The organism is Hymenobacter caeli, assembly GCF_013294115.1.
GTDB classification, from domain to species: Bacteria; Bacteroidota; Bacteroidia; order Cytophagales; family Hymenobacteraceae; genus Hymenobacter; species Hymenobacter caeli.
On record NZ_JABSNP010000002.1, the window covers coordinates 26,717 to 52,374 of the forward strand.

Sequence of the window (25,658 nt, forward strand, 5' to 3'; positions counted from 1 at the left end):
AAAGGCCCGCTGGATTAACCAGCGGGCCTTTTCAGTTAGAAATGGCACCAGTTGCTAAATCAGCCGGCGCAGCAGGGCCCGCACGCCGGCCACGTCGGGCAGGTGGAAGCGGGCCAGCGAGCGGGCCCCCGTCCCCACCCGGACGGTGTAGGCCGGCGGCGGCAGGGCCCGGAAGGTGTCCTCGTCGGTGCGGTCGTCGCCGAGGGCCAGCACGAATTCGGCCGGGTACTGGGCCAGCCAGCGGCTGGCGGCGGCCCCTTTGTTGATGCCGGCGATTTTGATTTCGATGACTTTGTTGCCTTCCAGCACCTGCAAGCCGGTGTTCGACGTCATGAAGGTGAGGTGGGCGAGCAACTCGCGGGCGCGCACGGCCCCCAGCTCGGCGTCGGCGCGGCGGAAGTGCCACACCAGCGAGTAGTCCTTCTCCTCGATGAACGAGCCGGCGGTGCGGGCCACGTACAGCTCCAGCACCGGGCGCATCTCGCGCATCCAATCGTTGCGCAGGGTCTGGAACAGCGCCCACTCCGCGCCGGCCGGGCGCAGCCACACGCCGTGCTCGGCGATGAAATCGAGCGGCAGGTGGCCCAGCCAGCGCTCCAGCGTGGCCCGGTCGCGCCCGCTGATGACCACCACCCGGTTCTGGGGGTTGTCGGTGAGGGCCCGCAGCAGCAGGCGCAGCTCCTGGTCGGGCTCGGCGCGCTGGGGGTTGGGGTGGAAGGGGGCCAGCGTGCCGTCGTAGTCGAGCAGCAGCAGGCGCCGGGGCGCGGCGCGGTAGGCCCCCACCAGGCCGTCGGTGGTGCCGGCGTCGAGCATGTCGGGGGCCAGCGTGTGCTGCTTCATCTTGCTGTAGGCCAGCTGGTTCATGAACAGCTTGGCCCACGAAAACACGTTGTAGCGCTTCACCAGGGCCCGCATCGTGTCCAGGCGCTGGGCCTGCTCGTCGGCGGGCATCACCAGGGCCTGGTGCAGGGCCTCGGCGAGGCCGTTGATGTCGGTGGGGTTGATGACCAAGGCGTCGGACAGCTCGCGGGCCGCCCCGGCCCGCTCGCTGAGGATGAGCACCCCGCGCCCGTCGGCCTTGCTGGCCACGAACTCCTTGGCCACCAGGTTCATGCCGTCGCGCATGGGCGTCACGAGGGCCACTTCGGCCAGCCGGTACAGCGCCGCCAGCTCGTCGGGCGGAAACGAGCGGTAGAAGTAATGAATTGGGTTCCAGTCGATGGTGCGGTACTGCGCGTTCAGGCGGCCCACCAGCTCGTCGATTTCCTGCTTGAGGGCCGCGTACTGCGGCACCTGGTCGCGCGAGGGCACCACCACCATCAGCAGGCTCACCTGCCCCACCCACTCGGGGTAGCGCCCCAGCAGCTGCCCGAAGGCCAGCAGGCGCTGGGCAATGCCCTTGGTGTAGTCGAGCCGGTCGATGGAGAGCACCACGCGGCCCGTGCCCAGGGCCTGGCGGTAGGTGCGCTCGTGGGCCCGGGCCGCGTCCGAGGCCGCGGCTTCGGCGTAGCGCTCGTAGTCGATGCCCATCGGGAAGGCGTCGACGAGCACCGTGCGGGTGGGCGTTTCAATCAGCCCGTTCTGGGTGGGCAGGCCCAGCAGGTGGCTCACGGCGCTGAGGAAGTGGCGCATGTAGCCGAAGGTGTGGAAGCCGATGAGGTCGGCCCCGAGCAGCCCGTGCAGCAGCTCGGCGCGCCAGGGCAGCACCCGCAGCAGCTCGTAGGACGGGAAGGGGATGTGCAGGAAAAAGCCGATGGTGCAGCCGGGCCGCTCGCGGCGCAGCAGGGCCGGCAGCAGCAGCAGCTGGTAGTCGTGCACCCAAATCGTGTCCTCGGGGCCCGCCAGGGCCAGCACGGCGCGGCAAAATTTCTCGTTCACGGCCACGTAGGCGGCCCAGTGGGCGGGCTCGTAGGTGGCAAACTGGGGGAAGTAGTGGAAGGTGGGCCAGAGCGTGGAGTTGCTGAATCCCTCGTAATACTCCTGAATTTCGGCCTCCGTCAGGAACACCGGGGCCATGCTGTCGGTGCGCAAGGCTTCGGCGATGAAGTCTTCCTCGGCGGCGTCTTCTAAAAACAGGCCCGGCCAGCCCACCCAGGCGTTGCCGTCCTGGCGGTAGATGGAGCCCAGGCCCGTGGCCAGGCCGCCCTCGCTGGGCTGGAAGGTGAGGCCGTTTTCGGTGCGTTGTACTTTGGTGGGGAGGCGGTTAGAGACGATAATGGTTTTCGGCATGCAGCTTTTTCGGATGGTAGAACCCGTTGGTGTACGTGGGGAACACCAAAAACAGCCCTTTTTACTCATTCTTTGCTCATCTTTTGGGGCCGGTCTCTCACCGGTGGGCCCTCAAAAGCTGCCGCGCGGCCCGTGCGGCCCCGTGTTCGTGAGAGAAGAATACCGGGAACCGGCCTGCTCCCAACCCCCAATTTGCGCCGCCGCGCCGCTTAATTCGGGGCCTCGCGCCCGGCTCGCCTCGCGCCCGGCTCGAGGTCCGCCGTATCCACGGGCTTCAGGCAATCATTCTGGCCTGTATTTTGTCTTAATAGCAGGCGGTTAGCATCTTGCTTTTAATCGACGCGTTCCGGCGCTTTGCGTTATGAAAATTAAATCCATGTTGTTCGCTCTAGGGTTGTTCGTCGTGCTGCTCAGCGGCTGCACCGCCTCCATCGGGGCCGGTGGCTACTACGGCGGCGGGGGCTACGGCTACGGTGGTGGCTATTATGGCCCGCGGCCATACTACGGCTACGGTCCGCGCACCAACGTCATCGTTGAAACGCCCTACCGTCGCGGCGGCGGCTACTACGGTGGCCGGGGCGGACGCGGCTACGGCGGCGTGCACAGCTACGGCAGTGGCGGGCACGGCGGCCGGGGCCACCGGTAGCGCGGGCCCCTGCGCCTGACGCAACAAAACCAAGCGGCCGCGGCGGGAGCAATTCCCGCCGCGGCCGCTTGCGTGGGGCCCCGGCGTGGCGAGTGGTTACTGGCTGCGTAAAGGCAGCGAATGAGTCCCGCTGAGCGGGGTTGAATGACGTGCTCACTGCGCTTTTGCCTGGCCTGCAACTTTCCAAAGATTCCGCGCTTGCTCCCGGCTTCGCAGCTAGTGGAGTAGGCGCATTCTCTTGTCAGAAATTATTGACAACGTTTCCCCAACTGCCACTACCTTTGTAGCGTACAAAACAAAAAGAGGTGGCCAGCGCCCGGCCGACCACCTCTCCCCAACTAGCCGAGTAGATGAGTGAGCAACAACAGGCCGATGGCCTTCGCTGCTCCTTTCAAAAGCTCTAGCAGAACAGGTTTGCCCCATTCTTGCCACAGTTGTTTTGCACGTCCCTTTTTCATTTCCAGATGAAGTTGAGGGTTGCTAATCAGCCCCCACTTCCGAAGCCTCGACTGTTCCACCAGTCGGGGCTTCATTTTTAAGAAACGCCAGGTCGGGGGCCGTAACCTCCCGTGCGCAGCAAAGGTAAGTTAGCGGGTTTCGCGCCCAGCCCCTTAGCTGCGCACAGGCTGGCAGTAGCCCGTTGCCGGCGCATAATCCTTGCCCGCAAACGGGCCCCAAGCCCAGATGCCGGGGCCCCGGCTGCGTATGAGGAAGCCGTGCCGCCGCTACCCGGCGGCACTCTCTTGCCCCGATTTCATGGCCGACGCTTCCCAAAAAACTACCAATGAGCCGCTTGCCGGCTACGTGACCGTGCGCGGCGCCCGCGAGCACAACCTGCAAAACGTGGACGTGGACATTCCGCGCGACGCGCTGGTGGTGTTCACCGGCGTGTCGGGCTCGGGCAAATCGAGCCTGGCGTTCGGCACGCTCTACGCCGAGGCCCAGCGGCGCTACCTGGAGTCGGTGTCGCCCTACGCGCGGCGGCTGTTCCACCAAATGGCGGTGCCCGAGGTGGACCGCATCGACGGGTTGCCGCCGGCCGTGGCGTTGCAGCAGCAGCGCGGGGCCCCGAGCACCCGCTCGTCGGTGGGCTCGGTTACGACGCTCGCCAACCTGCTGCGGATGCTGTACTCGCGGGCCGGCGACTATCCCAAGGGCCAGGGCATTGTGTACGCCGAAGGCTTTTCGCCCAACACGCCCGAGGGCGCCTGCCCCACCTGCCACGGCCTGGGCCGCGTGTACGAAGTGACGGAGCAGACGATGGTGCCCGACCCCACGCTCACCATCCGCGAGCGGGCCCTGGCGGCCTGGCCCCAGGCCTGGGGCGGCCAAAACCAGCGCGACATTCTGGTGACGCTGGGCTACGACGTGGACACGCCCTGGCAGGACTTGCCCCAGAAGGACCGCGACTGGATCCTGTTCACCGACGAGCAGCCCGTGGTGCCCGTGTACCCCGGCTACTCGCCCGAGCAAACCCAGCGGGCCCTGAAACGGCAGGAGCCGCCCAACTACATGGGCACCTTCACGGGCGTAAAGCGGCACGTGCTGCACACCTTCGCCACCACCCAAAGCGCCCTGATGAAGAAGCGCGTGGCCCAGTACATGCGCAGCCAGGAGTGCCCCACCTGCCACGGCAAGCGCCTGCGCCGGGAGGCCCTGGCCGTCACCTTCGCCGGGCTCGACATCGCCGACTTTTCGCGCCTGCCCCTCCAGCGCCTGGCCGAGGTGCTGGGGCCCTACGCCGAGGATAAGGCGCTGAGCAAGCAGGCCGAAGCCGCCGCGCCGGAGAAGGCCATCGTCACCCAGCGCATTGCCGCCGACCTGGGGGCCCGCCTGGCCGTGCTGCTCGATCTGGGCCTGGGCTACCTGTCGTTGGAGCGCGGCACGCCCACGCTCTCGCCCGGCGAGCTGCAGCGGCTGCGGCTGGCCACCCAGCTGTATTCCAACCTGTTCGGGGTGGTGTACGTGCTCGACGAGCCCTCCGCCGGCCTGCACCCCGCCGATACCGAGGCCCTGCTCGCGGCCCTGGCCGGCCTGAAACGCGCGGGCAACTCGCTGTTCGTGGTCGAGCACAACCTCGACGTGGTGCGCCAGGCCGACTGGCTCGTGGACGTGGGGCCCCAGGCCGGGGCTCTGGGCGGGCGCATCCTCTACAGCGGCCCGCCCGCCGGCCTGGCCGCCGTGGCCGAGTCGCAAACCCGCCGCTACCTCTTCGACGCCGCGAAGCCCGCGCTGCCCGTGCCGCGCCCGGCCGCCGGCTGGCTCCAGCTGCGCGGCGTGACGCGCCACAACCTTACTAACCTAGACGTTGATTTCCCGCTCGGCGTGTTCACGGCCGTCACGGGCGTGTCGGGCTCGGGCAAATCCAGCCTTGTGAGCCAGGTGCTGGTGGAGCTGGTGGCCGCCCAGCTCGGCCAGGCCCTGCCCGCCGAAGACGAGGAAGGCGACCCGCTGGAGCGCGCCGCGCCCGCGGCCACCGGCGGCCACCTGGCCAGCGGCCTGGCCGGCATCCGCCGCCTGGTGCAGGTCGACCAGCGCCCCATTGGCCGCACGCCGCGCTCGAACCTGGCCACCTACACGGGCCTGTTCGACGCCGTGCGGCAGCTGTTTGCCAACACCCCCGAGGCTAAAAAGCGGCGCTACGACGCCGGCCGGTTCTCGTTCAACGTGGCCAAGGGGCGCTGCGAAAACTGCCAGGGCGAAGGCTTCGTGATGGTGGAGCTGCTGTTTCTGCCCAGCGTGTACGCGCCCTGCCCGGTGTGCCACGGGGCCCGCTACAACGAGAAGACCCTGGAAATCAAGTACCAGGACAAAAGCATTGCCGACGTGCTGGGCCTGACCGTGGACGACGCCTGGGCCTTCTTCGCCGCCGACGCCACCGTGCGCCGGCCCCTCACCGTGCTGCGCGACGTGGGCCTGGGCTACCTGCGCCTGGGCCAGCCCGCCACCGAGCTATCGGGCGGCGAGGCCCAGCGCGTGAAACTGGCCACCGAGTTTCAGCGCCCCGCCCGCGGCCACACCCTCTACGTGCTCGACGAGCCCACCACCGGCCTGCACCCCGCCGACGTAGAGCGGCTGCTGACGCAGCTAAACGCCTTGGTGGAAGCCGGTAACACGGTCGTGGTGGTGGAGCACGAAATGCGCGTCATCGCCGCCGCCGACTGGCTCATCGACATCGGCCCCGGGGCCGGCGACGAGGGCGGCCGCGTGGTCATCGCCGCGCCCCCGGCGGAGGTGGCGGGGGCCCCGGCGAGCCGCATTGCGCCGTACCTGGCGCGGTTTCTGGCGGGGTAGGGGCCCGCCCGGAACGGCCAGGGTCGGGGCGTGCCTATCAGCGGCCCATGGCTTTGGTCGGCAGCTCGAAAAATTGCCTTTGCAGCTGCGATTTGACGGCGGCGGGCAGCTGGTGGCGCTCGAAAGCCTCCACGGCCCGGCGTTCTCTTCGGTGGTTGTACTGCGCGTGGTAAGCAAAGCTGCCTATGAGCAAGGGTACTACCACTACCACGACAAAAGCGGCCTGAAACAGGCCCTGAAACTCGTAGGGGCGGCTGGTGTTGTTCACAACACCTACGCTGAGGGCGGTGAAGCCCACGAGGCCGGCGGCCAGCAGGTGGCCGCGCTGCCGCCGCCGCATAAACAAGCGGTGCAGGGCCGCCGCGGTGTCGGTAGCCGCTTGCGCCTGGGCCTGCAAAACTTGGGCCTGCGCTTGCGCTTGCAAGGCCTGGACCTGCGCCTGCGAAATGGCCAGGGCCGAATCGAGGCGGGAAATGGGCGGGGCGGTTTGGGCAGATACCGCCCCAGTGGCCAACAGAAAAAACGCGAAAACCAGATAGAAGCGCATTGAGAAGGAGGAATTGAGCTGCCGCAAAGTACAGCAGTATTGGGCTTGTTTCATGCCGCCAAAGCCACCAGAAACACTGTCACCCAGGTTTTTGGGTTCGAGCCCAACCGGCCTTCCACGCCAGCGCCAGGCGCACACCGGCCATGCGCTGGAGCTGGGGACGGGTACGGCTCATGGAAGAACCCGGGCTTTCGTTCCTGCTTGAGGCCCCGGCCGGCGTGGCGCGGGCCCCAGCCCACCGCATTGCGCCGTACCTGCGGCGGTTTTTGACGGGGTAAGGCTACTGGGAAAACACGTGTTTTAGCTTGCCCTTTAACCACTTGGATGACTTGTGGGCTTTAAAATCTTTTGTTTCCAGCCGCTCGTTTTTGAGGTTAAATGAGTCAAAAGCAAACAGTTCGATTGCCAGTACCGGAATGGCCAGGAGGCCAAGTCCCAGGGAATTGCTGTTTTTTTCGCTAGCCGGAGAAGTAGCTTGTGCCAGCGCAATGCCTACCGCAGCCGCCGCCACAATGCCCAGGCCCCCAGCCGTTTGTTGCCGCCGTCGCTTGGCAAACAGCTTGTGGATGGCCGCCAGCGTGTCAGCTGCTGGCTGCGCCGGTATCACGGTGGCCAGCGAATCGGGGCGGGGAACGGGTAGCGGAACCTGGGCAGACGCTGCGTGGGCGGCCAGCGCGAACAGCGCGAAAAACGGGTGGAAGCGCATAGTGATGCGGTGTGAAACAGCCTCACGTTGGTGGATTCGTCAGGATTAGTGCTGGCCCGGCTATGCTCCAGTAGCGATGCCGAGCACGCTTCAGCGGAAAAACTTAGGCTTTAATTCCCGCCTGAGGCCCCGGGGCAGTCGGTGCGCCTCGAAGGCGGCCACGGCCCGGCGCTCATTCTTTTCGCTGTACTGGACGTAATAAATCAGCTCGCCTCCGAGCGCCAGGGCCCCCACTACGCCGGTGAAAAAAGTGCCAATGGCCATGCCGTCGAGGCCCGCGCCACCACCTATGCCGTAGCTGCCGCCACCGCCGCTACCGGACGGCCGGGCACCCGAACTGCCAATTACCAGGCCGCCCACCGCAACCAGGGCCGTGCCGCCGGCTACATAGTTGCGCCGCTGCCGCCGCGTGGCAAAGAGCCGGTGCAGGGCTGCCAGCGTATCGGGTGCGGCCGGCGCGGGGGCCCCGGTAGCCACAGAGTCAGGCCGGGAAACGGGCGGGCGGGCCTGGGCAAAAGCCACGCCGTTGGCAAGGAGTAGTACCGCGAGAAGCAAGGAGGGTCGCATGGGCCGGGCGAAAGTATTGACGCCACGAAATACGCTGCCCAAAGCCTGACTACAATGCCAGTATAAAATAGCTAAAAGTCCCTAGATATTTACCTAAATACTTAACAGTCATCAGTAAAAAATCAAATAAGTTGATTTGCCGGTGTCCTCCAGAGCCAAATTTATAGTTGAGGAGGCCTGCCCTGGTGTGCCGCAAACTCAACGTGCCAGCGCCAGCCGGGCCCCCAGCATGGCCCAGCGGCGGGGCATCTGGGCCCCCAGCAGGTCGGCGTAGCGGGCGTCGAACAGGTTCTGGACCTGGCCCAGCACCCAGAGGCGGCCGGGCAGCAGGGCCACTTCGGCGCGGATATTAAATACGGCGTAGGTGGGGGTGAGCACGCTGGGCAGGGCCGTGGCGCTGGCCGGGTCGGTTTGCTGGGCGGCGCGCTGCTTGAACACGCCGCTCACCGCCAGGTTGGCCCGGCGGTGCGTGAAGCTGGCGCTGCCCGTGAGCAGGTGCCGCGCCACGTTCGAGAGGTATTGCGACTCCACGCCGCTCCGGTTGTCGAGGTTCACGTAGGTGTAGCCCAGCGAGCCGTTCAGGCGCAGGCCGGGGGCCAGCTGGGCCTGCGCCTGCACCTCGGTTTCCACGCCCTGGGTGGTTACGTCGAACAGGTTTTGGGCGAAGCGGTAGCTGCTGGCGGGGTTGATGTTCGTGAGGCCGGTGGCGGCAATCACCTGGGCCCCGGACTGGGCCACGTAGTCAATCAGGTTGCGGCCGTCGCGGTGGAAGTAGGTGGCCCGCGCCAGCAGCGCCGGCGTGGGCTGGTAGTCCACGCCGCCCTCGTAGTTGAAAGTGCGCTCGGCGGCCAGGTTCGGGTCGCCCACGTTGAAGCCGGCGGGCGTGATGCCCGGCCGCACGTTGGAGGTGTACTGCTCCGTGAAATTGGCCGCCCGGATGGCCTTGCCCAGGGCCCCGCGCACGGTCAGGTGCTCGCCCAGCTGCTGGCTGGCGTTGAGCTGCGGCACCAGCTCGGTGCCGTAGGCCTGGTCGTGGTCCAGGCGCAGGGCCCCCGTCACGCTCAGGCCGGGGGTGGGGGCGAAGGCGGCCACGGCGAAGGCCCCCGTGTGCCACACGGCGTGGTCGCCGCGGTCGTTGCTCAGCACGGCGCGGCGGTCGGCCTGGCCGCCCAGCGTGGCCCGCAGCTTGGGGCTGAGTTGCAGCTGGTGCTGGCCCTGCACGTTGAGGTAGTGCATGAGGTGGTCGCTGGGCACCGACGTGGGCGTATAGACGTAATAGTCAGTGCTCGCCGTGCCCACGATTTGCAGCTCGGTGCGGGCCTTGGCGCTCCACTCGTAGCGCAGCTGGCCCTGGTACCAGTCGCGGGTGAAGGTTTCGCGGGCCCGGTCGCCGAGGTTGGTAGTGTAGAAGTTCTGGGCGTTGAAGTCGCGCCGGTCGAAGCTGACCCGGGCGGCGGCACTGAACTTCGGGCTGATGTCGTAGGCCCCCGACAGCGAGTAGGTGTTGAGCTTGATGTCGTTGCGGCCCCCGCCGGGCGCGTCGAGCAGCTGGCCGCTGGCCGTGTTGTTGAGCAGGCCCCCGGCCAGGCGCAGGCCGTGGTCCTGGCCATAGAAGCCCAGGTTGGTGCTCTTCAGCCCGTACTCGCCCGACAAAAACGTGGCGGCCAGCGCGGTGCCGTCGGGCCGGTGGGTGGCGGCGAAGGTTTTGGTGACGATGTTGATGAAGCCGCCCACCGCGTCGGGCCCGTACAGGGCCGCGCCGGGGCCCCGCACAATCTCAATCTGCTCAATCTCGGCCGGGCTGATGGGCAGGTAGCCCGCGAAGTGCCCCGTGAGCGGGTCGTTCAGCCGCATGCCGTCCAGCAGCAGCAGCACCTGCGTGAAGGTCGAGCCGCGCAGCGTCACGTCGGCCTGGGCCCCGAAGCTGCCGCGGCTCTGCACTTCCAGCGCCGGCAGCACGCGCAGCAAATCATCGAGCGAGAGCACCGGGTACTCGTTCAGCCGGCTGCCGGGGATAACCGTCACGGCCCGGCCCGTCTGGCCCGCCGCCTGGCCCAGGCGCGAGGCGTACACCGTCACCTCGCGCAGGGTGCGGGCGCTGTCGGCCGGGGCCGTCTGGGCCAGGGCCCCCAGGGTGAAAAAACTGCCGATCAGGGTAGCGGTGGTGCGTATAGCGGGCATGGTTGGGCGTGAGATGGTTCCGCAAAGCTAGGGGCGCAACCCCACCCCCGGCCCCTCCCCGGTGGGGAGGGGTGCGTTCAACGATTCAGGTACTGACACCCCTCCCTTTTGGGGAGGGGCCGGGGGAGGGATTGCATCGCCCGGCCCAAATCCTGCATCTTTGGGCCCTGACCCGTTTCCCCCGCTTCCTTTTATGAAAATTTCTACCGCGCTGGGCCTGCTGGGCCTGCTGGCCGGCCCCGCCCTGGGCCAAACGCCCACCCCGCCGCCGGCTCCGGCCGCCCCGCCCGCCCTGCCGCTGCGCGACGCGGCCCCCGACCCCGTGGGGCCCTACCGCGCCTCGGCCACCAAAATCAACGACCTGGTGCACACCAAATTGGCCGTGAAGTTCGACTACGCCAAGCGCTACCTCTACGGCCAGGAATGGGTCACGCTGCGGCCCCACGGCTACGCCACCGACTCGCTGCGGCTCGATGCCAAGGGCATGGACATCAAGACGGTGGCCCTGATGAGCGGCACCCAGCAAACGCCCCTCCAGCACACCTACACCGACCAGAACAACCTGTATGTCAGCCTGGGCCGCAGCTTCAAGCCCGGCGAGGAGTACACCGTGTACCTGGAGTACACGGCCAAGCCCAACGAGCTGAAGGTGAAGGGCTCGGCCGCCATCACCGACGCCAAAGGCCTGTACTTCATCAACCCCGACAGCACCACCAAGGGCAAGCCGGTGCAAATCTGGACCCAGGGCGAGACGGAAAGCTCGTCGGCCTGGTTCCCCACCATCGACCGGCCCAACCAGAAAACGACCGAGGAAATTGCCCTGACCGTGCCCGCTAAGTACGTGACGCTCAGCAATGGCCGCATGGTGGGCAGCACGCCCGCCGGCCCCGGCCTGCGCACCGACACCTGGAAAATGGACCTGCCGCACGCGCCTTATCTGTTCATGATGGCGGTCGGCGACTTCAAAATCTACAAGGACACCTGGCGCGGCAAGGAGGTGAACTACTACCTCGAACCCAAGTATGCGCCCTACGCTAAGCAGATTTTTGGCAACACGCCCGACATGCTGGAGTTCTTCTCGACCCGCCTGGGCGTGGAGTTTCCGTGGAACAAGTACGCCCAGATTGTGTGCCGCGACTACGTGAGCGGGGCCATGGAAAACACCACCGCCACGCTGCACGGCGAGCAGGTGCAGATGAGTGACCGCGAGCTGATTGACCGCGAGTACCAGGAAGAATCGGTGATTGCCCACGAGCTGTTCCACCAGTGGTTCGGCGACTACGTGACCTGCGAGAGCTGGAGCAACCTGACCGTGAACGAGTCGATGGCCGACTTCTCCGAAGGCCTCTACGCCGAGCACAAGTACGGCCGCGAGGCCGCCGACTACCACACCTACGGCAACCTGCGCCGCTACCTCGCCAACCCCGCCGACGCCGCCAAGGACCTCGTGCGCTTCCACTACGGCGACCGGGAAGAGGTGTTCGACCTGGTGACCTACCAGAAGGGCGGGGCCGTGGTGGACATGCTGCGCACCTACCTGGGCGACGACGTATTCTTCGCTGGCTTGCAGAAATACCTGAAAGACAACGCCCTGGGCAACGGCGAAGCCCACCAGATGCGCCTGGCCATGGAAGCCGTGTCGGGCCAGGACCTGAACTGGTTTTACAACCAGTGGTACTTCGGGGCCGGCCACCCGGTCGTGACCATCGACTACGCCTGGGACGCGGCCCGCAAAACCGAGCTGGTCACCGTGAAGCAAACCCAGGACGGGGCCCCGTTCCGCCTGCCGTTCGCCATCGACTACTACGTGGGCGGCAAGGCCCAGCGCCAACGCGTGCTGATGACGCAGGCCAGCCAGACGTTTGAAATGCCGCTGGCGAGCCAGCCGGCCCTGGTGAACGTGGACGCCGAAAAGAAGCTGGTCTGGCTGAAAAAGGACAACCAGCCCTTCAGCGCCTTCGCCTACCAGTACGCCCACGCCCCGCTGTACGTGGACCGCCGCGAGGCCGTGGCCGCCGCCAAAGACGCCCAGGCCACCGACCCCGCCGCCCGGGCCCTGCTGCTGGCCGCCCTCAACGACCAGTTTTACAGCCTGCGCCGGACCGCCGTGCAAAGCCTGGATTTGGAGAACAAAACCGTGGCCAAGGCCGCCGCGCCCGCCCTGCGCAAGCGGCTGGCCACCGAGAAGGACCCCAACGTGCAAACCGCCGTCGTGGGGGCCCTGGGCCAGCTGAAGGACAAGCGCGACGCGGCCACCTTCACGCAGTACCTGGCCGAGAGCCGCTCGTACAACGTGCAGGGCGCGGCCTTGCAGGCCCTGGCCGAAGTAGCGCCCGCGCAGGCCCTAGCCAAAGCCCAGGCCCTGGAAGGCGACGACCACGCCGCCGTGGTGCAGGCCGTGGCCGCTACCTACGCCGCCGCCGGGGGCCCGGCCCAGTGGCCCTACATCCGCGACAAATTCGACGCGGCCCCCATCTCGGGCAAGGCCGGCCTGCTGCCCGGCATGGCCGCCATGCTGCCCCGCCTGGACGACCCCAAGCTGTTCGCCGAAAACGTGGACCGCCTCAAGGCCATCGGCATCCAGTACAAGGCGCAGGGGGCCGACCAGGCCATCATCGGCCTGCTGCAAAGCGAGCCCGTGCAGAAGTCGGCCAGTGCCGCCGTGCCCGCCAACCGCCAGACGCTGGAACGCGCCGTGCAGGAGATTCAGCAGGCCAAATAAGGGGCTTGCTCAAACGCAGAAAAGGCCTTCCGCACGTTGCGGAAGGCCTCTTTTGCGTTTAAACAAACCGTTACTTGGCCTTGGCCAGCTTGAGCGCCGGCTCCGTGCCCGGGGCGTGGTTCGCGCCGTTGTACTGGCTGGAATCTTTTTCCTTCTTAACCGCCTTGGGGGCTTCCTGGCCGGGGTCGGCCGGGGCCTCGGTGCCGTAGATGTGCTCCATGTCCTCGAATACCTCTTCGCCGTTCACGTCCAGGTCTTTGAGCACGCCGTCGGCGATGTCGTACACCAGGCCGTGGAGGCGGGGCGGGTTTTCCGAGCGCATGGCGTTCTGGATGATGCTGGTTTTGGCCAGGTTGCGCACCTGCTCCACCACGTTCAGCTCCACCATGCGGCGCAGGCGCTGGGGGCCCTCCGGGATGCGCAGCAGCTCGGTTTCGTGCAGCCGCACCACGTCGCGGATGTTCACCAACCAGTTGTCAATCAGGCCGTACTGCTTGTTGGCGGCCGCCGCGGCCACGCCGCCGCAGCCGTAGTGGCCACACACCATGATGTCCTGCACGCCGAGCACTTCCACGGCGTATTGCAGCACGCTCAGCATGTTCAGGTCGGAGGGCACCACCAGGTTGGCGATGTTGCGGTGCACGAACATCTCGCCGGGGCCCGTGCCGGTGATGCCCGAGGCCGGCACCCGCGAATCGGAGCAGCCGATGAACAAGTACTTGGGCTGCTGGCCGTTGGCCATGCGCTGGAAGTACTCCGGGTCCTGGGCGTTTTTATCGGCCACCCACTGGCGGTTGTTGGCAAGAATTTCCTGGATGCTGGACATGGGGGAGGGGCGCGAAGCCAAAGCAATGGACGATTTTTTACGCAGCGCCGCGATTTGTGGTCGCATAGTAACGGAGTGTTGATGAAATGTAGCGGAAAAAAACGAGGCGCCGGGCCCCGCGCTAGTGGCTGCCCACGGCCACCCGGCGGATGCCGCGCAGCTCCAGGGCGATGCCCCGCGCCGGGGCCGCCTGCCGAAACGCCTCGATGGCTTCGAGCACGTCGTGGTCGATGGCGTCGGAGCGCGTGCCGTCGAGGATGACGCGGCTGCCGGTGGGCAGCTGCTCCAGCGTCGTCACGATGCTGGCCTTGTTGAGGAAGGACACGTGCTCGGGCAGGCGCAGGTGCAGCGGGGCGGCTTCGTCGCCGTCGGCGTCCGCCGCGCCGCCGCTGGCGGTGTCGTCGCGCCGCAGGTAGGAGCCCGCCTTGGCGTTGTCTTTCAGGATGAAAAAGAACCCGAGGACCAGCCCGATGCCCACGCCCTTGAGCAAATCGGTGAAGAGCACGGCCGCGATGGTGATGATGAAGGGCCCGAACTGCGCCCAGCCCAGCCCCCACTGCTTGCGGTAGAGCGCGGGCCGGGTGAGCTGAAAGCCCACCACCAGCAGCACCGCCGCCAGGGCCGACAGCGGAATCAGGTTCAGCACGGAGCCCAGGAACAATAGGCTCACCAGCAGCAAAATGCCGTGGAGGAAGGCCGCCAGCCGGGTTTGGGCCCCGGCGGCCACGTTGGCCGACGAGCGCACGATGACCGCCGTGAGGGGCAGGCCCCCGAGCAGGCCGCTCACCAGGTTGCCCGCGCCCTGGGCCAGCAGCTCGCGGTTGGGGGGCGTGTGGCGCTTTTGGGGGTCGAGGTTGTCCACGGCTTCGATGCTGAGCAGCGTTTCGAGCGAGGCCACCGCCGCGATGGTGAAGGCCACGCCGTAGGTGGCCGGGTTGCGCAGGGCGCTGAAGTCGGGGAAAGTCATCGCGCCCGCCAGCTGGCCCCACGACGTGAGCACGGGCAGCTTCACGAGGTGCTCGGGGCGCACCTGCAGGGCCGGGGCCACGGTTTTCAGGAGCTGGTTGAGGGCCACGGCGGCCACCACCGCCACCAGGGCCCCCGGCACCAGGCGGGCCCAGGGCTGCCGGCGCACGGGCGCGGTGTTCCAAAGCAGCAGCAGGGCCAGCGCCAGGGCCCCCACCAGCACCGAGCCCGGGCTGAGGGCCCGCACCGCGCCGGCCAGCTCCGTAAAGGTGTTCTGCCCGTCGAACTGCGAAAAATTCATGTCCTCGAAGAAATCCGCGTCGGCCCCGAAGAAGTGGGGCAGCTGCTTGAGGACCAGGATGATGCCGATGGCCGCCAGCATCCCGCGGATGACGGCCGCCGGGAAGTACAGCGCGACGATGCCCGCCCGGGCCACGCCCAGCAGCAGCTGCAGGAGGCCCGCCACCACCGTGGCCGCCAGCACCGCCGGAAACGAGCCCAGCGTGGCCAGGGCCGAGAGCATCACCACCGTGAGGCCCGCCGCCGGCCCGCTCACGCTCACCGCCGAGCCGCTGAGCCAGCTCACCAGCACCCCGCCCACGATGCCGGCCACCACGCCCGCCAGCAGCGGGGCCCCGGAGGCCAGCGAAATGCCCAGGCACAGCGGCAGCGCCACCAGAAACACCACCAGCCCCGCCGGCGCGTCCTGCCCGATGGTGCTGAACAAGGACGGCCGGGGGCCCCCGGGGGCCGGGCCGGGAGGCTGGGTAATTGGGGCTCCGGTGCGGGCGGAGGAGGAGGTAATCTGGGGCATGGGGCGCGGGGATGACAAGCGAACGGGTTCCCGGTCGGGAAATCGGAACGCAAGGGTACGGCCCCGCTATTAAGACCCGGTTAAAGCCAAATTAAAAGGAAATTAAAACCGCCAAAACCTGCGTTACGGGGCCGCCGGGGGCCATTCGAGCCACACTTGGGTGCCCTGGCCGGGGGTGCTTTCCACGCGCACCGTGCCCCCGTGCAGCGCCATGATGCGGGCCGCCAGGGGCAGGCCGATGCCGTGGCCCGGCACCGCCCGCGCCGCCGCCCCCCGAAAAAACGGCACGAACACCTGCTGCAAATCGGCGGCGCTCAGGCCCGGGCCCTGGTCGGCCACGCGCAGGGCCAGCCGGGCGGGCAGCCGCGCCAGGGCGGCCGTCACGGCCCCGCCGCCGGGCCCCGAAAACTTGCACGCGTTGTCGAGCACGTTGAGCACCGCGGCCAGCAGCAGGGCCTCGTTGCCGCGCACGGCCCAGGGCCCGGCGTCGGCCTCGTCGCCAAAGTCCAGGTCCACGCGGCAGGTGGGGTAGCGGCGCAGCAGCTGCTCGTGGGCTTGCAGCAGCAGCTCGTCGAGCCGCACGGGCCCCATCGGCACCTGCGACGGGTCGTCGGAGGCGCGGGCGATTTGCAGCAGGCCGTTGGTCAAGTCGGTGAGCTGCCGGGCCGAGTCGAGGGTGCGTTGCAGCACGCGGCGGTAGGCGGCCGGGGGCCGCTCGGCTTGCAGCAGGGCCACTTCCAGCTCGCCGATGAGGGCCGTGAGGGGCGTGCGCAGCTCGTGCGAGGCGTCGCGCACGAAGGTGCGCTGCCCGGCAAAGGCCGCCTCCAGCCGGTCGAGCAGGCGGTTGAAGCGCTGGGCCAGGCGGCCGATTTCGTCGGCGGCCCCCGGGGCCGGGGTCAGGCGCTGGCCCAGGTCGGTGGCCGTGATGCCGTCCACTTCCCGCACCATGCGCCGCAGCGGGCGCAGGGCCTGCCCGGCAAACACCCAGCTGCCCGCGCCCAGGGCCGCCACGGCCGCCAGCAGGCCGGCCGCCAGCAGCCGCCGCAGCTGCCCGAGCTGCTGGCGGCCGTCCTCGTCCTCCGACGAGGCCACCACCACCAGGGGCCCCAGGCGGGCGTCGCGGTAGAGCAGGCCCACGGTTTCGTGGTAATCGGTTTCGGGCTCGAGCACGGCGCGGCCGGCGCGGCGCACCGCGGCCAGCCAGGCGGCGGGCACCGGCCGGGCCCGGCCCTGGCCCTCGCGGAACACCAGCCGCCCGCCCCCGTCGTACACCCGGCCCACTTCGGCGGGCAGGGTGCGGTAGAGCTGCCGCAGGTAGCGCCGGTACGAGGCCTGCCGGCTGGTGTCGTACCGGTCGGCCTGGCCGTCGGCGTAGGCGTGGCCCACCACCAGCGTGCGCTGGAACAGGTTCTGGGTGAAGAGGGTACGCCGCGCCTGCTGGGTCACGAAGTAGATGGCCAACGCAAACAGCAGCAGCGTCACCACCAGAATGGAGCCGAATTGCAGGGCCAGGCGCAGGCGAATGGACACGGCGGCGGGGGAGGAGGTGAAGGGTTTTGAGCGCGGCTGGTTTGTGAAGTATAGGGCCCCAACCGGTTAACGGGCCGTCGTGCCGAGCGTAGCGAAGTCTCTTTCCCGCGCCAGCAGTCCTTGGGACTATACAGTTTAGCGCAGTGTTGAGCTTGTTGCACGGGGCACCGCCAAGCTGCGCGTGGCCTTGCCCAGGGGCAGTATGTGCGTGGCCGAGCACGGTTTGGCGGTACAAGCAAACTGGCCCGTTTAGTTTTCGATTTTCATTACGTAGCCCATGCCCACCAGCGTGTGGATGAGCTTGGGGTCGAAGTCCTTGTCCACTTTCTTGCGCAGGAAGTTGATGTACACGTCGATGACGTTCGAGCCGGTGTCGAAGCTCAGCTCCCAGACGTGCTCCAGCAGGTCGGCGCGGCTCACCACCCGGCCCTGGTGGCGCAGCAGGTATTCGAGCAGCGCAAACTCGCGGGCGGTGAGCTGCACGGCCTGGCCGGCGCGCTCCACGCGCTTGGCGGCGGGGTCGAGGGTGAGGTCGGCCAGGCGCAGCGGGGCGGCGGCGGGCGCGGGGGCCTCGGCGCGGCGGCGCACCAGGGCCCGCAGCCGGGCCAGCAGCTCGGCAAAGGCGAAGGGCTTCACGAGGTAGTCGTCGGCCCCGGCGTCGAGGCCCCGGATTTTGTCGTCCGTTTCGCCCAGCGCCGTCAGCATCAGGATGGGCACGCCCGCGTCGAGGGCCCGCACCTGGCGGCACACCTCCAGCCCGCTCAGGCCGGGCAGCAGCTGGTCCAGAATCAGGCAGTCGTAGCGCACCGACTGGGCCCGGTGCAGGCCCAGCAGGCCGTCGGCGGCCAGGTCCACGGCGTAGCCCTGCTCGCTGAGGCCCCGGTGCAGGAACGCCGCCACGGCGGGTTCGTCTTCGACTAATAAGATGCGCATACCATCGGCCAGTAGGGGCCCCAAAGGAACGCACCGGCCGCCAATGGCGGGCCCCCGGCCGCGTTAAAGCCCGGCGATAAACTGAACTTATAGGATTGCCTTTGTGCTTAGCCAAGAAAATACATGACCGAACTCGCCGCGCACCCCGACCTGATTCCCGCTTACGAGCCCCACCGCCTCGAGGCCCTGCGCCGGTACCAGGTGCTGAGCGTGCCGGGCCAGCAGCTCTTCAACGACCTGGTGGGCATCGTGGCCAAGCTCTTCGGCGTGCCCATTGCCCTGGTGTCGCTGGTGGAGGCCGAGGAGGTTGTGTTCGCCGGCAACGTGGGCCTGCCCGGCCTCGAGCGGGTAGCGCGGCCCGACAGCCTGTGCTCGGTGGCCATCTTGCAGGACGGCGTGACGGTGTACGAAAACCTGCTGGCGCGCCCCTGCCACCTCACCAGCCCCGGCGCGGCGGCGGCGCTGAACCTGCAGTTCTACGCCGGCCAGCCCCTGCGCTCGGCCGACGGCTACCCCATCGGCACGCTGTGCGTGATGGACCACGCCCCGCGCACGTTTTCGGCCGAAGAAAGCGTCCTGCTCGCCAGCCTCGGCGACGTGGCCACGGCCCTGCTCGACCTGCGCGTGGCCCTGGAAACCGACCCCGGCCTGGCCGCCGCCCTGCGCCAGCGCGTCGACGCCCGCATCGGCCAGTCGCTCACCCGCATCGACACGCTGGCCTCGCTCCAGCAGTGGGAAAGCGCGCCCGACACTGCGGCCGCCCTCGACTACCGCCGCTCCAGCCGCGAGGAGGCCACCCAGGTAGTGCGCGGCCTGCACACCGAGCTGCGCCAAACCCTGGCCGACCTGTCCCGCTAGCGCCGGGGCCCCCGCCGCCGTACCTTTGCCCGGCAACGCCGCGGTGCGCCGCGGGTTGTTTTTATAAAGAGGCGCCGAGAGACAGGCTCGTGGACGCGCCGGCAACCCCCCGCCCTTGGCGGGCCCGGTGCCAAGGCCTGGTTCGATAAAAACGCGCTGCCGTGCTGTACTCCTCCCTTTTGTTGCCCCTTTTGCCGGCCGTAGCCGGCCGCCGCCCCGTGCCCACCGGCCGCTGTTGTCGCGCTGGGCACCGGGCCGGGTAGGGGCCCCAGCCGGCGGCGGGCCGGCTTTGCATTAATCTTTTTTTATGGGGAGTGGTTGGAACGGGCCCCCGGGGCCCCGGCGGCCACCTTGTTTACCGCCCGGCCCGCGCCGGGCCCCGAGTTGTAGTTATGCTGAAAAAATCACTGGCCCTGTTGCAGCGCGAAGCGGCCGAAACCGGGGGCAACACCCTCAAGCGCACCCTCAACGGCTTCAGCCTCATTGCCATCGGCATCGGCGTCATCATCGGGGCGGGCCTGTTTTCGCTCACCGGCATCGCCGCGGCCAACAACGCGGGGCCCGCCGTCACGCTCTCCTTCGTGGTGGCGGCCGTGGGCTGCGCCTTCTCGGCGCTGTGCTACGCCGAGTTTGCCGCCCTAGTGCCCGTGTCGGGCTCGGCCTACACCTACTCTTACGCCACCATGGGCGAGCTGTTCGCCTGGATTATCGGCTGGGACCTGGTGCTGGAGTACTCGGTGGGGGCCGCCACGGTGGCCATCAGCTGGTCGCAGTACCTCATCAAGTTCCTGGGCAAGTACGGCCTGCACCTGCCGGCCCAGCTGGTGATGTCGCCCTTCGAGTCGGCGAAGCTGGCCGACGGCTCCTCGGTGACGGGCTACGTGAACGTGCCGGCCATGCTGGTGGTGCTGGCCATCACGGCCATCGTCACGCGGGGCACGAAAGGCTCCGCCTGGTTCAACGCCCTGGTGGTGGCCCTGAAGGTGGCCGTGGTGCTGGTATTCATCGCCCTGGGCTGGCGCTACATCGACCCCGCCAACTACCAGCCCTACATCCCGGCCAACACCGGCAAGTTTGGCGAGTTCGGCCTGAGCGGCATTCTGCGCGGCGCGGGCGTCATTTTCTTCGTCTTCATCGGCTTCGATATCGTGGCCACCATGGCCCAGGAAACCAAGAATCCGCAGCGCAACATGCCCATCGGTATCCTCGGCTCGCTGGCGGTGTGCACGGTGCTGTTCGTACTCTTCGGCCACGTCCTCACCGGCTTAGCTAATTACACCGAGTTCAAGAACAGCGCCGCCCCGGTGGCCATCGCCATCGAAAAAACGCCCTACGCCTGGCTCAGCTCGGCCGTGATCCTGGCCATCCTCATCGGCTACACGTCGGTTATTCTGGTCGATTTGCTCGGGCAATCGCGGGTGTTTTTCTCGATGTCGCGCGACGGGTTGTTACCAGCGGTGTTCTCCCGGCTGCACCCCACCTTCAACACCCCGTTCCAGTCGAGCCTGCTGCTGGGCTCGTTCATTGCCGTGTTCGCGGGCTTCGTGCCCATCAGCGTGGTGGGCGAAATGACGAGCATCGGCACGCTGCTGGCCTTCGTGATGGTGTGCCTGGGCGTGATGATCATGCGCCGCACCAACCCCGACGCGCCCCGCAGCTTCCGCACGCCGTGGGTGCCGGTGGTGCCCATCCTGGGCATCGTGGTGTGCCTGGTGATGATGGCCTCGCTGCCCTGGGAAACCTGGCTGCGCCTGTTCGTGTGGCTGGCCATCGGCCTGGCCATCTACTACGGCTACGGCAAGAAACACAGCAAGCTGCGCCAGGCCCAGGCGCGCGGCGACGCCGACACAGCTTAACGCGCGCAGGGCCCCGGCAACGGCCCGCTTACTTGAGGTGCTGCAGCTGCTCGCGCAGCCACGCCTTGGCCGTGGCCAGCGTGTGGTGCTGGCTGGGGTCGATGGCGTAGGCGTCGGCCTTGGTCGCATTTTCGGTGTACGTGCCCACTGAAATCTGCCCAAACACGGTTTCGGGCACCACAAAGCTGACGTGGTGGATGCCCGCGGCGGCGGCCCGCCGGTTCCAGTCGTCCTTCAGCCACTGCTGCGTTTCGGCCCGCACGGCGCCCACCAGGCGGGTGTCGGCCAGCCAGCCCAGGGGCTTGATTTGGCGGGCTTTGGCCTGGTACAGGGCCAGGCCGCGGTCCATCAACGAGCGGAATTCGGCGCTGGTGGCGAAGCTGTGCCACTGCACAATCAGGCAGGGCACTTCGGGGGCAAACAGCATGGAGCCATAGGGCTCGGCAATGAGAACGACATCGGACATGGGGGCAACCGCGGCGGGCCATCGGCAAAAAATGCTGCCGTAGAGACCCCAAAGGCGCATACGGCCCACCGCCCAAAATGTGACGCGGGGCCCGCCAACGCCCCCAAAAACCCGGCGGGCGTAGCGGTTCTGGTCGGCCAGCCGCGAAGCGCAGCGGGCGGGGCTCACCGAAATAAATGCGAGGTTCCGTGACGTGCTGTGGGGCGCGGGCCAGTGCTTCAGGCCCCTTCCTTGCGCCTTTCTCCGCCGTCCTGCATGGAAATGCCGGTGCCCAAAACGCCCGCCGCTGCCAACCGCGCTGCCCCGGCCTGCCCCACGTTAGGGCGGGAGCTGGGGCATCCTGGGGTGGCAGTTGCTCACTCGCCCATTAGCGTGAGGACCAACGAGCGGCGGCCGCCGTGGTCGCGGTGCTCGCCCAGGTAAATGCCTTGCCAGGTGCCCAGGGCCGGGGCCCCGTTCGCGACGGGGATGCTGACGCTGCTGCCCAGCAGCGCGGCTTTCAGGTGGGCCGGCATGTCGTCGGGGCCCTCCGCGTTGTGCCGGAAATAAGGCGCGTTTTCGGGGGCCGTGCGGTTAAAGAATTGCTCGAAGTCGTGGCGTACCGTGGGGTCGGCGTTTTCGTTGAGGCACAGGCTGGCCGACGTGTGTTGGATGAACACGTGCAGCAGGCCGGCCCGCACCTGCCGGAGCTCGGGCAGTTCATCCAACACGTAATCGGTGATGAGGTGGAAGCCCCGGCGCAGGGCCGGCAGCCGCAACTGTTTCTGAACAACCATGGGCAGCGGTGGAGGTGAGGGTGGGCATACGCGGCCCCGCCCCGCGGGTAGGGGAGGGCGGAGCCGGCCGCCAAAATAAATGCGGCGCGAGCCGTAGTTCCTGGCGCGCCGGCTGGGTAGCTTTGGGCCCCTTCTTTCTGCCCAATTCACTGCCCCGCGTGGAATTACTCGTACCCGAAACGCCGGCCGCGGCCAGCCGCCCCGCCCCGGCCTACCCCACGCTGGGCGAAAGCTGGGGCATTCTGGGGTGGTACCTGCTGGTTACGCTGGTGGTGGGAGTGCCGCTTTACTTGATACTAGAAAAAGCATTTGCCTGGCCTTTGGGCGTCGTAACGATTTTGCTGACAGTAGGGACCAACCTGGCCCTGCTAGGGTTTTTGCGGTGGCGGGCCGGTAAGCGCTGGCTGCCTCTGCAATTGAAAGGGCAGGCGCGGCCCGGCCTATACGCCGCCCTGCCGGTACTGGTACTGGCTGCGGCCGTGGTGCTCTCGCTGCTGGGCTTCCTGCATCTGCCCAATTGGATGGACAGCATTTTTCAAAAAATGATGAAAAACCCGGCCAGTGCCTTGGTAGCGGTGGCCGTTGCCGCGCCCGTGCTGGAAGAAGCGTTGTTCCGGGGCGTAATACTGCAAGGCTTGTTGCGAACCCGCCGGCCCTGGGTGGCCATCGGGCAATCGGCCCTGTTGTTTGGCTTGGTGCATTTCAACCCGGCGCAAAGCGTGTTTGCCTTTCTGCTTGGCCTATTACTGGGCTGGCTGTACTACCGCACCCAGTCGCTGGGCGTGTGCATGGCGGTGCACGCGCTCAACAATTCCTTAACGTTCGTTATCGTGCGCTGGGCCCCGACGGCCTGGCAAAAGGACTTACCGTTGGAAATGTTCGGTTCGGCCTGGGCTTACGTGGGGGCCGTAGTCCTGGCCGCGCTGGTGCTGGCCGTGGTGCTGTGGCGGGTGCAGCGCACAACTGCGCCCCCGGTTTGGGCCCCCAGCGCGGTGGCCGCCGATGCAGCCCCGGCGGCTTGGGAAGCAGCGGCAGCGTAGGGCCCCCGCGGCGGCGGGCAACTGCACGGGGCCCTAAACGCCGACCTTTTCCGCGGTTACCTTTGTTGATTATTCGCGCCGAAAACCTAGCGCAATCCACGAAAAACGCCGAAAATCCGTGATAGTCTGCATTGCCGAAAAGCCCAGCGTGGCCCGCGAAATTGCCACCGTGCTGGGTGCCACCCGCCGCATGGACGGCTACATGGAAGGCAACGGCTACCAGGTGACCTGGACCTTCGGCCACTTCTGCCAGCTCAAGGAGCCCGACGACTACGACCCGCAGTGGAAGCGCTGGAGCCTGCACAGCCTGCCGATGGTGCCGGAGAGCTTCGGCATCAAGCTCATGCGGCGCGACGAGGGCGTGGTGAAGCAGTTCCACACCATCAAGCGGCTAATTGACGAGGCGACGGAGGTCATCAACTGCGGCGATGCCGGGCAGGAAGGGGAGGTGATTCAGCGCTGGGTGCTGATGGAGGCCAAGTGCCGCAAACCGGTGAAGCGGCTCTGGATTTCGTCGCTCACCGAGGAAGCCATTCGGCAGGGGTTCAACAACTTGCGTGACGGCAAAGAGTTCGATAAGCTGTACCAGGCCGGCAAGAGCCGCGCCGTGGGCGACTGGCTGCTGGGCCTGAACGCCACGCGCCTGTTCACGCTGAAATACACCACTTACCAGGACAAGCAGCTGCTGAGCATCGGGCGGGTGCAGACGCCCACGCTGGCCCTGCTGGTGGCCCGCCACCACGAAATCCAGAACTTCAAGCCCGAGCCCTACTGGGTGCTGCGGACCGAGTACCGGGGCACGATGTTCGCCCACATTGCCCCGCCCAAGCAGGCCAAGGCTGCCGAAGACGCGCCCGATGAGAAGGAGCGCCTGAAGGCTCTGGGCTACTTCGTGACCGAGAAGGAAGCCAACGAGGCCCTGGAAGCCGTGCGCCCCGCCCCGCTGACGATTACCGACGTGGAGATTAAAAAAGGCCGCGAGTCGCCGCCGCGCCTCTTCGACCTGACCTCGCTGCAAGTGCAGTGCAATAACCAGTTAGGGCTTTCGGCCGAGGACACGCTGAAGCTGGTGCAAGCCCTGTACGAGAAGAAAGCGGTGAGTTACCCGCGGGTGGACACCACGTTTCTGCCCGATGACCAGTACCCGAAAATCCCGGGCATTCTGCGCGGCCTGGCCTACCCCACGCTCACGGCCCCGCTGCTGGCGGGCAAGATTCCGAAGACCGGCAAGGTGTTCAACAACAACAAGGTAACCGACCACCACGCCATCATCCCAACCGGGGCGGCGGGCCCCGGCGGCGGGCTGGAGAGCAGCGTGTACGACATCATCGCCCGCCGCTTCATTGCCGCCTTCTACCCCGACTGCGAGGTGAGCAACACCACCGTGCTGGCCGAGGCCGCCGAGCGCCCGTTCCGGGTGCGCGGCCGCCAGATCCTCAGCCCCGGCTGGCGCGTGGTGTACGGCGACCCCGCCCAGCAGGCGGCCCCCAAGCCCGCCCCAAGCACCAACACCCAAGCACCGGGCACAACAGACGACGACGATGTGGTGAGCACCGTGCTGCCGGCCTTCGTGAAGGGCGAAAGTGGGCCCCACGCGCCGCGCCTCGACAGCAAAACCACCCAGCCGCCCAAGGACTACACCGAGGCCAGCCTGCTGCGCGGCATGGAAACCGCCGGCCGCAACATCGACGACGAGGAGCTGCGCCAGGCGATGAAGGAGAACGGCATCGGCCGCCCCAGCACCCGCGCCGCCATCATCGAAACGCTGTTCAAGCGCAACTACATCCGGCGCGAGAAAAAGCGCCTCCTGCCCACGCCCACCGGGGTGGAGCTCATCGGCCTCATCCGCAACCCGACCCTGAAATCGGCGGAGCTGACCGGGCAGTGGGAGCACAAGCTGCGCCAGATTGAGCGCGGCGAGCTGACGAGCGAGCAGTTCCTGGGCGAGCTCACGGGCCTGGTGCGCGAGATGGTGCAGGAGGTGAAAACCGACAGCAGCGGCCGCGCCGTGACCAGTGGCAGCGCTGAGAATTTAGCTGTTGGCTCCAAGCTGTTGGCTGGTGGCTCTAAATCGTCAGCTGTTAGCTCCGGCCAGGAAAAGCAAAAAGCTAACAGCCAGCAGCTAGTAGCTAACAGCTTAGGAAATTGTCCGGCCTGCCAAACCGGCCACGTCCTGCGCGGCAAAACCGCTTTCGGCTGCGCCCGCTTCCGCGAGGGCTGCGTCTTCCGGTTGCCCACGGAAATGCAGGGCAAGAAGTTCAGCGACCCGCAAATCAAGGCGCTGCTGGCCAAGGGCCGCACCCCGCTGATGAAGGGCTTCGTGGGGCCCGACGGGCAGAAGTTCGACGCCGCCCTGGGCCTTGATGCTCAGCACCGGCCGGTGCTGCTGCCCGCCGCCGAAAGCAAGCCTACCACCGCCACCGACCCCGGCCAGATTCCGTGCCCGGTGTGCAAGCTCGGCACCATGCTGCGCGGCAGCAGCGCCTACGGCTGCTCGCGCTTCCGCGAGGATTGCCAGTTCCGCGTGCCCTTCGCCTGGGGCGGCAAGGAGCTGACCGACACGCAGCTAAAGCAGCTGCTGCGCCGCGGCGAAACGGGCGTCATCAAGGGCTTCGTGTCGGCCAAAACCGGCAAGAAATACGACGCGGCCCTGAAGGTGGACGAGGGCCGCGTGGTGCCGGTGTTTGGGTAGGGGTGGGGC

At 67.4% G+C, this 25,658-nt stretch carries 19 protein-coding genes and 1 riboswitch; of the genes, 7 read left to right on the top strand and 12 right to left on the bottom strand.

The window, feature by feature from the left end; all coding sequences use genetic code 11:
- Positions 1-54: 54 nt before the first annotated feature.
- Positions 55-2,229: a bifunctional alpha,alpha-trehalose-phosphate synthase (UDP-forming)/trehalose-phosphatase gene (locus HNP98_RS01855; RefSeq protein ID WP_173808353.1), complete on the bottom strand. Its 2,175-nt coding sequence runs from the start codon at positions 2,227-2,229 to the stop codon at positions 55-57.
- Positions 2,230-2,605: 376 nt separating this feature from the next.
- Here HNP98_RS01855 and HNP98_RS01860 point away from each other — a divergent pair, with 376 nt between their 5' ends.
- Positions 2,606-2,875, top strand: coding sequence for a hypothetical protein (locus HNP98_RS01860; protein WP_173808354.1), 270 nt, complete (start codon positions 2,606-2,608; stop codon positions 2,873-2,875).
- 338 nt (positions 2,876-3,213) lie between these two features.
- Here the strand turns inward: HNP98_RS01860 and HNP98_RS01865 are convergent, their stop codons facing one another.
- On the bottom strand, positions 3,214-3,408 hold the full coding sequence (locus HNP98_RS01865) for a hypothetical protein (RefSeq protein WP_173808355.1): 195 nt from the start codon (positions 3,406-3,408) through the stop codon (positions 3,214-3,216).
- A gap of 223 nt (positions 3,409-3,631) precedes the next feature.
- On the opposite strand from HNP98_RS01865, the gene uvrA reads away from it, so the two are divergent.
- On the top strand, positions 3,632-6,169 hold the full coding sequence (gene uvrA, locus HNP98_RS01870; protein WP_173808356.1) for an excinuclease ABC subunit UvrA: 2,538 nt from the start codon (positions 3,632-3,634) through the stop codon (positions 6,167-6,169).
- 37 nt (positions 6,170-6,206) lie between these two features.
- Here the strand turns inward: uvrA and HNP98_RS01875 are convergent, their stop codons facing one another.
- The 4 genes from HNP98_RS01875 to HNP98_RS01890 all read right to left on the bottom strand — a co-directional run bounded on the left by HNP98_RS01875 (position 6,207) and on the right by HNP98_RS01890 (position 10,170).
- Positions 6,207-6,770: a hypothetical protein gene (locus tag HNP98_RS01875; protein WP_173808357.1), complete on the bottom strand. Its 564-nt coding sequence runs from the start codon at positions 6,768-6,770 to the stop codon at positions 6,207-6,209.
- 226 nt (positions 6,771-6,996) lie between these two features.
- A complete protein-coding gene (locus HNP98_RS01880; protein WP_173808358.1) occupies positions 6,997-7,422 on the bottom strand; it encodes a hypothetical protein in 426 nt (141 codons plus the stop codon).
- Positions 7,423-7,512: 90 nt separating this feature from the next.
- The gene (locus tag HNP98_RS01885; protein WP_173808359.1) at positions 7,513-7,989 is read right to left on the bottom strand and encodes a hypothetical protein; all 477 of its coding nucleotides are present in this window, start codon (positions 7,987-7,989) and stop codon (positions 7,513-7,515) included.
- A 198-nt stretch (positions 7,990-8,187) separates the two neighbouring features.
- Complete coding sequence (locus tag HNP98_RS01890; protein ID WP_173808360.1) at positions 8,188-10,170, bottom strand: TonB-dependent receptor plug domain-containing protein; 1,983 nt, start codon at positions 10,168-10,170, stop codon at positions 8,188-8,190.
- A 193-nt stretch (positions 10,171-10,363) separates the two neighbouring features.
- Between HNP98_RS01890 and HNP98_RS22140 the strand changes: the two genes are divergently transcribed.
- Positions 10,364-12,892 (top strand): M1 family aminopeptidase, encoded by a 2,529-nt coding sequence (locus HNP98_RS22140; protein WP_173808361.1) that lies wholly within the window; start codon positions 10,364-10,366, stop codon positions 12,890-12,892.
- 70 nt (positions 12,893-12,962) lie between these two features.
- On the opposite strand, the gene HNP98_RS01900 is transcribed toward HNP98_RS22140, so the two are convergent.
- The 4 genes from HNP98_RS01900 to HNP98_RS01915 form a co-directional block, all read right to left on the bottom strand.
- On the bottom strand, positions 12,963-13,784 hold the full coding sequence (locus HNP98_RS01900) for a carbonic anhydrase (protein ID WP_246274922.1): 822 nt from the start codon (positions 13,782-13,784) through the stop codon (positions 12,963-12,965).
- Between the two features lie 55 nt (positions 13,785-13,839).
- Complete coding sequence (locus HNP98_RS01905) at positions 13,840-15,498, bottom strand: SulP family inorganic anion transporter (RefSeq protein WP_173808362.1); 1,659 nt, start codon at positions 15,496-15,498, stop codon at positions 13,840-13,842.
- Between the two features lie 123 nt (positions 15,499-15,621).
- The gene (locus tag HNP98_RS22145) at positions 15,622-17,028 is read right to left on the bottom strand and encodes a sensor histidine kinase (RefSeq protein WP_173808363.1); all 1,407 of its coding nucleotides are present in this window, start codon (positions 17,026-17,028) and stop codon (positions 15,622-15,624) included.
- A gap of 249 nt (positions 17,029-17,277) precedes the next feature.
- Complete coding sequence (locus HNP98_RS01915) at positions 17,278-17,961, bottom strand: response regulator transcription factor (RefSeq protein ID WP_173808364.1); 684 nt, start codon at positions 17,959-17,961, stop codon at positions 17,278-17,280.
- A 123-nt stretch (positions 17,962-18,084) separates the two neighbouring features.
- Here HNP98_RS01915 and HNP98_RS01920 point away from each other — a divergent pair, with 123 nt between their 5' ends.
- Positions 18,085-18,819 (top strand): GAF domain-containing protein, encoded by a 735-nt coding sequence (locus HNP98_RS01920; RefSeq protein ID WP_173808365.1) that lies wholly within the window; start codon positions 18,085-18,087, stop codon positions 18,817-18,819.
- Between the two features lie 58 nt (positions 18,820-18,877).
- Positions 18,878-18,971, top strand: a riboswitch (SAM riboswitch).
- Between the two features lie 240 nt (positions 18,972-19,211).
- Complete coding sequence (locus tag HNP98_RS01925; protein WP_173808366.1) at positions 19,212-20,675, top strand: amino acid permease; 1,464 nt, start codon at positions 19,212-19,214, stop codon at positions 20,673-20,675.
- Positions 20,676-20,703: 28 nt separating this feature from the next.
- On the opposite strand, the gene HNP98_RS01930 is transcribed toward HNP98_RS01925, so the two are convergent.
- Together HNP98_RS01930 and HNP98_RS01935 are read right to left on the bottom strand one after the other, a co-directional pair.
- On the bottom strand, positions 20,704-21,141 hold the full coding sequence (locus HNP98_RS01930; RefSeq protein WP_173808367.1) for a hypothetical protein: 438 nt from the start codon (positions 21,139-21,141) through the stop codon (positions 20,704-20,706).
- 356 nt (positions 21,142-21,497) lie between these two features.
- Entirely contained in the window at positions 21,498-21,917 is a 420-nt protein-coding gene (locus HNP98_RS01935) for a secondary thiamine-phosphate synthase enzyme YjbQ (RefSeq protein ID WP_173808368.1), read from the bottom strand.
- 158 nt (positions 21,918-22,075) lie between these two features.
- Between HNP98_RS01935 and HNP98_RS22295 the strand changes: the two genes are divergently transcribed.
- Together HNP98_RS22295 and HNP98_RS01945 are read left to right on the top strand one after the other, a co-directional pair.
- Positions 22,076-22,957, top strand: coding sequence for a CPBP family intramembrane glutamic endopeptidase (locus tag HNP98_RS22295; RefSeq protein ID WP_173808369.1), 882 nt, complete (start codon positions 22,076-22,078; stop codon positions 22,955-22,957).
- Between the two features lie 118 nt (positions 22,958-23,075).
- Positions 23,076-25,649, top strand: coding sequence for a type IA DNA topoisomerase (locus tag HNP98_RS01945; RefSeq protein WP_173808370.1), 2,574 nt, complete (start codon positions 23,076-23,078; stop codon positions 25,647-25,649).
- The last annotated feature ends 9 nt before the right edge of the window (positions 25,650-25,658 follow it).